The sequence below is a fragment of the Pseudomonas fluorescens genome, from assembly GCF_005938625.1.
In the GTDB taxonomy this organism is placed as follows: Bacteria; Pseudomonadota; Gammaproteobacteria; order Pseudomonadales; family Pseudomonadaceae; genus Aquipseudomonas; species Aquipseudomonas fluorescens_BD.
Window position 1 is genome coordinate 63495 of record NZ_VCNJ01000010.1, and the last position, 11622, is coordinate 75116.

An 11622-nucleotide genomic window follows, 5' to 3' on the forward strand; every position below is an offset into this window, starting at 1 on the left:
TACGCCGACGCACCGGGCAGCGTTCAGCGTTGTTTGTAGACACCCAGATAACGCGTCGCCTCGGCATCATCACCGGCAAAACCCTTGACGTCGGCGGCGCTGACCACGGTGTCGGTCATCTGCGAAATCATCATGATCGGGCCGACCTGCTCGTCGTAGATTTTCTGTGCCTGGTGGTACAGGTTCAGGCGCTGGCCGGCATCGCGTTCGACCCCGGCCTGATCAATCAAGCTATTGAGCTGCGGGCTGAAAAACGACGCGCGCCAGCCCTGAAAATTCGGCAGACCGGCGTCATCGCTGTTGTTGGGGTTGTAGGCAAACGTGCGCAGGCTGAAATACGGGTGCGGATAGCGCTCGGCCCCGCGCGCAACGATGATGTCGAAGTTGCGCGCGCGCATCGCGCCATACACCTGGTTGCCAGTGCCGTTGACAATGCTGGCCTTGATCCCGCCCTCGGCCAGCGTCGCCTGCAGACGCGCGGCGATGTCGATGAAGGGCGGCTCTGACAATGTGCGAATGGTCGTGGTGAAGCCGTCCGGATAACCGGCTTCGGCGAGGAGTTTTTTCGCCTTGGCGACGTCCATGTGATAACCCGGATCCGGCAGGCGCGCCGCCAGACTGAGTTGCATCGGCTGCTGATTCAGCTGGCCGTAATACGGCATCACCTGTTCGTCCAGGCCCTTGTAGTCGATCAGGTTGCGCACCGCTTCGCGCACTTTGGGATTGGCAAATTCGGGCTGTTTCATGCTCAGCGCGACGTAGTACATAGTGCCGCGCGGCAGTGACTGCACGTGGATTTTTTCAGAACCGTCAATGGCGCGGATGTCCGGTGCGGCCATGCCATACGCCAGATCGAGGTCTCCGCGTTCCAGCATCAGGCGCAGCGACTGTGATTCGGTCATGTGCCGCACCACCACGCGCTTGAGCTTGGCAGCACCGCCCCAATAACCGTCGAAGCGGGTCAGCAACAGCGAGTCGTTCGCCGTCCATTTGCTCAGCACAAAGGGGCCGCTGCCGGCCTCGTTGGTCACCAGCCAGTTAGCACCGAGGTCAGCGTTTTTCTCATGCGCCAACGCTGTTTTGCGATCGATTACCACCGCGCTCGGCGAGATCGCCAGCGAGTCGATCAATAACAGTGGGTCCATGGTTTGCGGCAAGTCGACGACCAGCGTGTGGGTATCGCTGGCGCGGATCAGTGACTGGATGTTGTCGACGTTATAACCGTAGGCTTTCCAGGTCGTGGCCAGACCGAAGTTGAGCTTCATAACCCGGTATAGCGACCAGGCCACGTCTTCAGCGGTCAGCGGATTGCCGGAGTGAAACTTCACGTCCTGACGCAAATGAAAGGTTATCTGCTTGCCGTCGTCGCTGATCGTCCAGCGCTCGGCCAGTTGCGGCAGATGCTGTTCCGGATTGCCCTGATCTCGCTTGACCAGAGTGTCATAAAGATTGGCATTGACGCCGGAAGCGTCGAGGCCTGGCGCGTTGGCCGGATCGATGGAAAACAGGTTGACCATGCTCATGCCGACGATCAGTTGATCGGCCGGCGTCTTGGCGTTGGCCTGTGTCATCGGCACCAGCGCCAGGACCGCTGCTAACAGGCCAGCGTGCAGTTTGGTAAATGCAGTCGTCATTGAAAAATCCTTCTTTTTATAATTTTTATTGCTGCTGCCAAGCGTGTTAACGGGTGCGCGGGTCGAAGACCTTGTACAAGGCATCGCTGATCAGGTTGAGCGCGACAAAAATCAAACCGATCACCAGCACACAGCCCATCACCGCATTCATGTCGCCGAGCATCAGGCTGCTGGTCAGGTACTGGCCGAAACCCGGCCAGGCAAAGACCGTTTCGATCAGCACCGCGCCTTCGAGCAGCGAGCCGTAAGCCAGCGCCACTACTGTCAGCAGTTGCACGAGGATGTTGCGAAAGGCGTGACCCCAGACCACCTGGCGGCGCGACAAGCCCTTGACCCGAGCGGTGATGATGTATTCCTGAGACAGTTGCTCGAGCATGAAGCTGCGCGTCATCCGACTGATGTACGCCACCGAGTTCAGCCCGAGGATCAGCGCCGGCAAGACGATGTGGCGCAAGGCGCTGGCGAAGGCTTCCCAATCACCCGCCAGGCTCGAATCGATCAGCAACAGCCCGGTGACTTCGGGCACCATGCCGTCGTACGCCAGGTCGATGCGACCGGCGCCCCCGGCCCAGCCGAGCCAGGCGTAAAACACCAGTAAACCCATCATGCCCAGCCAGAAAATCGGTGTGGAATAGCCGAACAGGGTAATCACTCGCGCGACATGATCACCCAGTCGCCCCTGATTGCTCGCCGCACAGACGCCCAGTGGCAAACCGATCAGCACACCGAAGAGGATGGCCAGGGTCGCCAGCTCGATAGTGGCCGGGAACACCCGGCGGATGTCATCGAGCACCGGGTGCCCGGTCAACAGCGCGTTGCCGAAATTGCCGTGCAGCAAGTCGTTGAGGTACAGGCCGAACTGGGTCCAGATCGGCTTGTCGAGCCCCATCGCCCGGTACACCTGATCGTAGGTCGAACTGTCGGCGTCCGGCCCGACCACCGCCAGCACCGGATCGAGCGGCATCACCCGACCGATGATAAACGTCAGCGCCAGCAGGCCCAGCAACGTCACCAGTACCGTGCCGGCACGCCGCGCAGTATTGGAGGCGCGGGCTCCCATGGCAGAGGCAGTCATAACAAACATAGTCAGCTCCTGATAAAACGGTCACCGGTGCACCCGGCACGCGAAGTTCATCCGTGCATTTCAGCGTTTTTTGTAGACGTCTTTGTAGCGCGTAGTCGCGGCCGTGTGCCCTTGAAAATCGGCAACATCGGCGTAGACCAGCACCGTGTCGGTCATCTGCGAGACCGGCAGAATCGCGCCCACTTGCTGATCGAGTTGCTGCTGGATGTCCTGATACTGCGCCTGCTGTTTCTGCGCATCGGGCTCGACTTCGGCACTCTCGATCAACTGATTCAACTCGGGACTGTAAAACGAAGTGCGCCAGCCCTGGAAGTTGCTCAGCTTGGCTTCGTCACGGTTATCCGGGTTGTACACCAGCGTGCGCAGGCTCGAATGAGGATGACGTTCGGCGCCGCCACCGCCACGGCCGACGATGATGTCGAAACTGCGCTCACGCATCGCGCCGTAGATCTGGTTACCGGTGCCGGTGATGATGCTGGCTTCGATCCCGGCCTGCGCCAGCGTCGATTGCAGGTTGGAGGCAATGTTGATGAAGGGCGGTTCGGCCAGCACGCGGATGCTGGTCTTGAACCCGTTGGGGTAACCGGCTTCGGCGAGGAGTTTTTTGGCCTCATCGACATTCAGTCGATAACCGGGATCCGGCAAGCGCGCGGCCAGTCCCAACGGCATCGGCCGCTGATTGATCACGCCGTAGTGCGGCATGACGGTCTGGTTGATGCCCTGATAGTCGATCAACGAGCGCACGGCCTTGCGCACGCGCGCGTCGGCGAACATCGGCTGCTTCACACTCAGTGCGACGTAATACAACGTGCCGCGTTGCAAGGTTTGCGTGCGGACCTTGTCGCTGTTCTGCAAGGCCTGAATGTCCGGCGCCGACATGCCTTTGGCGATGTCGAGGTCACCGCGCTCAATCATCAGCCGCAACGACTGCGACTCGGTCATGTTGCGCATGACGATGCGTTTGAGCTTGGCCGGGCCGCCCCAGTAACCGTCGAAACGGCTCATCAGGATCACGTCGTTGGCCCGCCAGTCATTGAGCACGAAGGCACCACTGCCAGCGGCGTGCGTCACCAGCCAGGCGGCGCCGAGGTCATTGTTCTTCTGGTGTTCGAGGACTTTTTTGCGATCAAGAATGAAGGCGCTTGGCGACGTCGCCAGCGTGTTGAGCACCAACTGTGGATCGGTGGGTCGCGGCAGTTCAATGACGAAGGTATTGGCATCGGTCGCGCGCATCGAACGCTCGACGTTGTCGGCAGTAAAACCGTAAGCCTTCCAGGTCGACGCCAGCGCGAGGTTGAGTTTGAGCACGCGCTGCAACGACCAGGCGACGTCTTCAGCGCTCAACGGGTTGCCCGATTGAAATTGCACGCCCTGTCGCAGATTGAAGGTCAGGGTCTTGCGGTCGTCGCTGACTTGCCAGCGCTCGGCGAGTGCCGGCAACAGCCGATCCGGCGCAGCGACATCTTGCACCAGCAACATGTCATAGAGATTGGCATTGATCTCCGACACGTCCAGGCCGGTGGCCGCCGCCGGGTCGAGGGACAGCAGATTGATCATGCTCATGCCGACGATCAATTGATCGGCCGGGGTTTTGGCATGGACGACAGGTAGCGCGGTTACCGTCAGGGTAGCCGCCAGAACCCGCGCCCACAGCGAAGGAAGAATGTTCATAGCGAGAGTGCCTTTCTTATATTTATAGGGCTCTCGGACAGCCCGGCATGTACCGGGCAGCCCGCGTACACGTCAGAAGCTTTTAAGCGTGTTCATCTCGATGAAGTTGAAGTCGATGTCTTCGCCCAGACCCGGCAGGTCGGACAAATGCACAAAACCGTCGCTGTCCATCGGATCGACCAGGCGCTTGAGGTACGCCGGCACCTCGTCGTAATCCAGATACGGGTGCAGCAAGCCGCGCTCGTACCAGGTGCAGTTCTTGATCGCGCCGACCACCGTCAGGTTGGCTGCGCCGTTGCCATGGATTTCGCAGTCCATGCCAAACGACTCGGCCATGTGCGCGACTTTCAGGCAAGGCCCGATCCCGCCGACCCCGGCGACACCGGCACGCAGAATGTCGCAGACGTCGTGCTTGACCCAACTGGCCCGGCTCAGGTGTTTGCCGGACAGGGTTTCCGGTCCAAGCACCGGAATGTCCAGTTGCCCCGCCAGCCAGGCATAGGATTCGGCGGATTCTTCCATCATCGGCTCTTCGAACCAGGCGAAGTCGAGTTTTTCCAGTTCGCGTCCGATGTACAGCGCTTCGGTGCGGCTGTACCAGTGATAACCGTCGAGCATCAAGGCGATGTCCGGGCCGACCGCTTCGCGCACTGCCGCACAAGCTTTGACGTCAATGCGCGGGCTCGGTGCGAACGAGACCGGCGGCATCCAGGTGTGCAACTTGATCGCCTTGTAGCCGCGCTTGACCAGCGTTTCGGCAAAGCGTCCATAGTCTTCCGGCGTCGCCAGGCCCTCAGGCAATTCATCGCCGCACATGGTTGAGCCGTACGCCGGCACTTTGTCGCGAAAACCGCCGATCAACTTGTGCACCGGCACGCCCAGCTTGCGCCCCGCCCAGTCCCACAAGGCCTGCTCGACCAAGGCCAGCGCGCGATCAGTCAACTGGCTGGCGCTGCCACGCTGCCAGTGCGCCAGGTCATGCCAGATCTTTTCGCGATCAAAGGCGTTCTGCCCGACCAGCACCTTGCGCACAAAACCATCCAGCACATAAGGACGAATCAGCTCCGGCGCACCGAGGGCGTAACCCTCCTTGCCGTCTTCGGTCTGGATGCGCAGCAACGCCATTTGCGCCTGACTGACATCGCCGGGATGAGCATGACCGGCGCTGTCGACTGCGCGGCGGGTGGGATAGGAAAAAACCTGGACGTTGACTGCTGTGATTCTCATGGACGTCTTGAGCCTTCTTATTGGATTTGTGACAGGAGTGTCGTCGGTTGCGATCGATCATAGGTCATCGTACAACACTTGAAAAGACCCAATAACCCTTCATCGCTTCCAAGCCTTTTCGGCTAAACACTCATCAAAGCGCCAGTTTTAAGGATGACTGTTGAATAACAGGATTTGCTTTAGACCCCTATTCACATGGCATATATGTATCAACATGTTTCCAAACGAGCAAAATCACGTAGACGAGTCATCTTGTCGTACGATAACTTATATCTGCGCCTCAAATGAGAGCCATACGCAACATCGCGGTGCCTGTAGTACTCGTCAAACGACCCTAACAAAAACAAAAAAGAAGACCGTATGAACACCACCCTACGCACGCTCGTCACTGTCGCGGCCCTCGGCCTGCCCTTCTCTGCCCACGCTGACTCTGCCAGCCTCAACTACCGCCACCAGTACACCGAGGAGGACAGCGCCCACGCCGACCGAATCAAGCTCAACTACCGCCTGGACAGTGGACTGGGGTTTGAGGCGGAGATGAAATACCGCACGGCCGGTGACCGCAAAGATGTCGCCTACGACAACATGGTCAACAACGGCCATGAGTTCACGGTGAGCTACAACTACAAGCTCAGCGCGCAGTCGACGCTGACCCCGGCGTTTCAGATGGACAGCTCCAAGGATGCGACCGCCTACAAGTTCGGCCTCAAGTACAACTACAAAATCGACGACGCCTTCTACGTAGCGACGCGCTATCGCCTGGACCTGCGCAAACTCGATCGCGACCAGGTCAACAAAGACATGCCCGATCACTACAAGGATGACCAGACCACCCACCGCTTCGAAGGCTGGCTCGGCTATACGCCAGCCAACAAGTGGGCTTACGAATATCAGTTCATCTATTTCAAGACCGACTACATCCGCTACGACAACAAGAAGAGCGACTACGAACAGAACCTGATCGTCAAATACAAGCTCACCAAACAATGGGCGCCCTTCATGGAAATCGGCGACATCAAAGTCGACTCCACCTCACCCGACCGCCAGGCTCGCTGGCGTCTGGGCGTGCAGTACAACTTCATGTAAGCCGCGCACTGGTTTTGCCTGGCGAGCGCGCATCGCTTGTCGGGCAGACACCCCGCCGCTCCCCCTTTCACCACCGCGTAATGGAAGACCCGACCATGACCACACACGCTACGCAAGCCAAACCCTTCAACCGTATTCTGCTGACCGGCGCCGCCGGTGGGCTCGGCCAGATTCTGCGCGAAACCCTGCAGGTTCACGCCAACATCGTCCGCGCCTCGGACATCAGTGCGATGACGCCGAGCCGCGGCGCGCATGACGAAGTGATCAACTGCAATCTGAGTGACAAGGCCGCTGTCGCCGCGCTGGTCGAGGGCGTCGATGCCATCGTGCATTTGGGCGGGATCTCGGTGGAGCGATCCTTCGAAGAAATCCTCGAGGCGAATATTCGCGGCACCTTTCATGTTTATGAGGCCGCGCGCCTGCACGGGGTCAAACGCATCGTGTTCGCCAGCTCCAACCACGTCACCGGTTTCTACTCGCAGGATGAGCAGATCGACGCCCATTCGCCGCGTCGTCCGGACGGTTATTACGGCTTGTCGAAGGCTTACGGCGAGGACCTGGCAACGTTCTATTTCCACCGCTATGGCATCGAAACAGTGAGCCTGCGCATCGGTTCCTCATTCCCCGAACCGCGCAACCTGCGCATGCTGGCGACCTGGTTGAGCTATACCGATCTCGAGCACCTGATCGCCCGCGCTCTGCTGGCCAGCGATGTCGGGCACAGCGTGGTGTACGGGGTGTCCGCCAACCGTGATCAGTGGTGGAACAACCGGCACGCCGCGCACCTGGGCTTTGCGCCGCAGGACAGTTCCGAAGCCTTTCGCGCACAGGTCGAACAACAACCGGCACTCGCCGCCGACCACCCGGACCGCTTGTATCAGGGCGGTGCCTTTACCGCAGCAGGTCCGTTTGAAACGCCGGCGCAGACGCGCTCATGAGTGCCGAACTGATTGTCGATGCGCGCAACGCCACCGGTGAAAGCCCGGTCTGGCAAGCCGACGAAAATGCCTTGTATTGGGTGGATATTCCGGCCGGTCGCTTGCATCGCTGGCAGCTCGACGGCCAGACCGACTGCTGGCAGGCGGATGAAATGCTCGCCTGTATCGCCCGCAGCGAAGCGGGACATTGGCTGGGCGCGCAGGAAAGTGGCCTGTTCAAACTGCGCCCGCAGGCTGACGGACGTCTGGCTGCGGAAAAGCTCATCGGCGTCGAGCACGCCCGCCCGCGCATGCGCTTCAATGATGGTCGTTGCGATCGTCAGGGACGCTTTTGGGCCAGCTCGATGCCAACCGCCATGGGCGCCGAGGCGGTCGGCGCGCTGTATCGCTACGACGCGCAAAACCCCAACGATGTATCGGTGCTGGCGCCGCAACTGGAGGAACTCGTGGTGCCCAACGGCTTGGCATTCAGCCCCGACGGCCGCACCATGTACCTGTCCGACTCGCACCCGAGCCAACAACTGATCTGGGCCTTCGATTACGACATCGACAGCGGCACGCCGCACAACCGCCGCTTGTTCGTCGACATGAACGACCACCCCGGCCGACCGGACGGAGCTGCCGTCGATTCACACGGCTGTTACTGGATCTGCGCAATTGATGCCGGGCTGGTGCTGCGCTTTACCCCGCAGGGGAAACTGGATCGCGCGCTGCCGGTGCCGGTGAAGAAACCGACGATGTGCGCCTTTGGCGGCCCTCGGCTCGACACTCTGTTTGTCACCTCGATTCGCCCGCAAGGCATCGATCTCACCGATCAGCCGCTGGCGGGCGGAGTCTTTGCGCTCAACCCGGGCGTTCAAGGCCTGCCTGAACCCAAGGCCCGCGCCTGAGGCTTCAGACGTTCAACGCCGCCGCGTCTGCAGCTTCGTAGGCGCGGCGCAGACGCTCGCGGCTGTTGGACAGATGCAAACGCATGGCTGCGCGTGCGGCATCGGAATCACGGCGGACAATCGCAATGTAAATGTCTTCGTGCTCGCGACTGAGGCGCTCCAGATACGGCTCCTTGCGGTCATTCTCCAGGCGTTTGGAATGCAGACGTGTGCGCGGCAGAATGTTCGCGCCCAGGTGCAGCATGATGTCGGTGAAATAGCGGTTGCCGGTGGCCAGCGCAATTTGCTGGTGGAACTGGAAATCCGCCGACACGGCGTAGTCGACGCTGACGGCGCGGGAATTGATCGCGTCCAGCGAGTCACGCATCAATTGCAGCTGCTCATCGGTACGCCGCGCACACGCCAGGCCAGCGGCCTCGACCTCAAGGGTGATGCGCAATTCAAGCACCGCCAGGACATCCTGAAGCGTGACGATGCTGTCCGGATCAATGCGAAAACCGCTCGGGCTGGGAATGTCCTGAACAAAGGTGCCGATACCGTGACGGGTTTCCACCAGGCCTGCTGCCTGCAGACGCGATATCGCCTCGCGCACCACGGTGCGACTGACGCCGTGCTCGGCCATGACCTGAGATTCAGTCGGCAGCTTCGTCGCGCGCGCGAGTTCGCCGCTGCAAATGCGTCGGGACAGCTCGGTGACCAGGTCCTCCGCCAGGCTGCGATGCCGGCGACGAACATTGGGTGTGGCGTTGGATCTGTCCATCAGCAACAAAAATCTCGAATTTTCGAATAATTACGCATCATAGCCCATTCAGTTGTACGACAACGCACCAGTTCACATGATAGGATTTCTCATGTAGCGGACGTTCGATTCGCTGCAATGGCGATATGGACGTCCGCTCGAGAAACACGTCGAGACTTCGCGTGTAAAACACTCAAGTTAATCAAGGATCTGATTACTCATGACAAAACCATCAACCTTCACGGCCTGCAAACTGGCCAGCGCCATCGTCGGCAGCCTGCTGTTTTCCAGCCTGCCTGCACAAGCGGCCGATATCTGGCTGGATGTTGCAACGACTGGCTGGGCCACGCAAAACGGTGGCACCAAGGGTGGCTCCAAAGCGGCAGCCAACAACATCTACACCGTGAAGAACGCCGCCGAACTGAAAGCTGCACTCAGCGCTTCAGTCGGCACCAACGGTCGCATCATCAAGATTACCGGGCTCATCGACGTCAGCGAAGGCAAAGCTTATACGACGACCGCCGATATGAAAAAGCGCGGCCGTCTGGATATCCCGGGCAAGACGACCATCGTCGGTACGAGTAGCACGGCGGAGATCCGCGAGGGTTTCTTCTATGCCAAGGAAAACGATGTGATCATCCGCAACATCACCATCGAAAACCCGTGGGATCCCGAGCCGATCTGGGACGCCAATGACGGCAGCGCCGGCAACTGGAACTCCGAGTACGACGGGCTGACCATCGAAGGCGCCAACAATGTGTGGGTCGACCATGTCACCTTCACCGATGGCCGCCGCACCGATGATCAGAACGGAACCGCCAACGGTCGTCCAAAGCAACACCACGACGGCGCACTGGACGTGAAAAACGGTGCCAACTACGTGACCATTTCCTACTCGGCGTTTAAATCACACGAGAAGAACAACCTGATCGGTTCCAGCGACAGCCGCACCACCGATGATGGCAAGCTCAAGGTCACGATCCACAACACCCTGTTCGAAAACATCTCCGCCCGCGCGCCACGCGTGCGTTTCGGCCAGGTGCATCTGTATAACAACTATCACGTAGGCAGCACCAGCCATAAGGTCTACCCGTTCAGCTACGCGCACGGTGTGGGTAAAAACTCGAAGATTTTCTCCGAGAAAAACGCCTTCGAAATCTCCGGCATCAGCGGCTGCGACAAAATCGCCGGCGACTACGGTGGCAGCGTTTACCGCGACCAAGGTTCGACACTCAATGGCAGCGCACTGAGCTGTTCGTGGAGTTCGAGCATCGGCTGGACCCCGCCTTACAGCTACACACCGCTGAACGCGGACAAAGTCGCTGCTGATGTTAAAGCCAAGGCTGGCGCTGGCAAGATCTGATTGATCGATGTAACCGTGATAATGAAAAGCCCTCGGTGACGAGGGCTTTTTCATGTCTGCTTGAAGACCGTGCGGGGGTGAAGTTCTGAGAAAAATCTGGATTATTTATTGCTCTGACTGGCCTCATCGCTGGCAAGCCAGCTCCCACAAGTTTTCTGTTGTGACACAGATCGCATCAACAACACCGTCCCCTGTGGGAGCTGGCTTGCCAGCGATGAGGCCAGGCCAGACACCCTAAAAACATCTGACACACCACTACTGGATCAACTCAGTGCTCTCAATGATCGAATGCAATTGACTTCACAACACAGAAACTGTGGGAGCGAGCTTGCTCGCGAAGGGGCCCGATCAGACACCATCAAAACCGGCTACTGGACCAATTGATTGATCTCAATGATCGGCAACAACACCGCCATCACAATCACCAGCACCACCCCGCCCATCACCACAATCATCAGCGGCTCAAGCAGTGCCGTCATGCCCATCGCCCGCCGTTCGATATCCCGCGACAGGGTTTGCGCCGCGCGCTCGAGCATCGGTGGCAGTGAACCGGTTTTCTCGCCACTGGCGATCAGGTGAATCAGCACCGGTGGAAACACATTCTCCACGCGCAACGCTGCCGCCAGGTTCACACCCTCACGCACCTTGGCCGTGGCCTCAGTGACGCTCAAACTCAAGCGGTCGTTGGACAAGGTCTGCCGCGCCGCTTCCAGTGCGCGCAACAACGGCACTCCGGCGCCGCCGAGAATCGCCAACGTTGAGGCGAAACGTGCGGTGTTCAGGCCAAGAATGAAACGCCCGAATAAAGGTAATTTGAGCACCCGGTGATGCCAACTCAAACGTGCCGCCGGATTGCGTAGATACAGACGCCAGCTCCAGAAACTGGCGGCCATGATTCCAGCGCACAGCCAGCCCCAACTGCGGATGAAATCACTCGCGTTGAGCATCGCCAGGGTTAATCCCGGCAAATCCTGCCGCGCCTGAGAAAAC

10 protein-coding genes are annotated in these 11622 nt (G+C 59.5%); 4 read left to right on the plus strand and 6 right to left on the minus strand.

The features are described from left to right. Nucleotides 1–23: 23 nt before the first annotated feature. From FGA82_RS08635 to FGA82_RS08650, 4 genes are all read right to left on the minus strand, one after another. A complete protein-coding gene (locus tag FGA82_RS08635) occupies nucleotides 24–1634 on the minus strand; it encodes an ABC transporter substrate-binding protein (protein ID WP_141126753.1) in 1611 nt (536 codons plus the stop codon). Nucleotides 1635–1680: 46 nt separating this feature from the next. Further along, a complete protein-coding gene (locus FGA82_RS08640; RefSeq protein ID WP_141126754.1) occupies nucleotides 1681–2718 on the minus strand; it encodes an ABC transporter permease in 1038 nt (345 codons plus the stop codon). A gap of 60 nt (nucleotides 2719–2778) precedes the next feature. Beyond that, a complete protein-coding gene (locus FGA82_RS08645) occupies nucleotides 2779–4389 on the minus strand; it encodes an ABC transporter substrate-binding protein (protein WP_141126755.1) in 1611 nt (536 codons plus the stop codon). 72 nt (nucleotides 4390–4461) lie between these two features. Then, nucleotides 4462–5616 carry a mandelate racemase family protein gene (locus tag FGA82_RS08650; protein WP_008079679.1) on the minus strand — a complete coding sequence of 385 codons (1155 nt, stop codon included), beginning with the start codon at nucleotides 5614–5616 and terminating at the stop codon, nucleotides 4462–4464. A 360-nt stretch (nucleotides 5617–5976) separates the two neighbouring features. Between FGA82_RS08650 and FGA82_RS08655 the strand changes: the two genes are divergently transcribed. From FGA82_RS08655 to FGA82_RS08665, 3 genes are all read left to right on the plus strand, one after another. Next, nucleotides 5977–6702 carry an oligogalacturonate-specific porin KdgM family protein gene (locus tag FGA82_RS08655; protein WP_064120156.1) on the plus strand — a complete coding sequence of 242 codons (726 nt, stop codon included), beginning with the start codon at nucleotides 5977–5979 and terminating at the stop codon, nucleotides 6700–6702. 95 nt (nucleotides 6703–6797) lie between these two features. Next, nucleotides 6798–7640, plus strand: coding sequence for an NAD-dependent epimerase/dehydratase family protein (locus tag FGA82_RS08660; protein WP_141126756.1), 843 nt, complete (start codon nucleotides 6798–6800; stop codon nucleotides 7638–7640). Next, nucleotides 7637–8530 (plus strand): SMP-30/gluconolactonase/LRE family protein, encoded by an 894-nt coding sequence (locus tag FGA82_RS08665; RefSeq protein ID WP_141126757.1) that lies wholly within the window; start codon nucleotides 7637–7639, stop codon nucleotides 8528–8530. The genes FGA82_RS08660 and FGA82_RS08665 overlap by 4 nt, the downstream gene beginning before the upstream one ends. Before the next feature lie 4 nt (nucleotides 8531–8534). On the opposite strand, the gene FGA82_RS08670 is transcribed toward FGA82_RS08665, so the two are convergent. Further along, on the minus strand, nucleotides 8535–9290 hold the full coding sequence (locus tag FGA82_RS08670) for a FadR/GntR family transcriptional regulator (protein WP_038364752.1): 756 nt from the start codon (nucleotides 9288–9290) through the stop codon (nucleotides 8535–8537). A gap of 199 nt (nucleotides 9291–9489) precedes the next feature. Between FGA82_RS08670 and FGA82_RS08675 the strand changes: the two genes are divergently transcribed. Further along, nucleotides 9490–10632, plus strand: a complete 1143-nt coding sequence (locus FGA82_RS08675) for a pectate lyase family protein (RefSeq protein ID WP_141126758.1) — start codon at nucleotides 9490–9492, stop codon at nucleotides 10630–10632. 368 nt (nucleotides 10633–11000) lie between these two features. On the opposite strand, the gene FGA82_RS08680 is transcribed toward FGA82_RS08675, so the two are convergent. Next, nucleotides 11001–11622: type II secretion system F family protein (locus FGA82_RS08680; protein WP_171057257.1), on the minus strand; the 622-nt coding region annotated here is incomplete at its 5' end.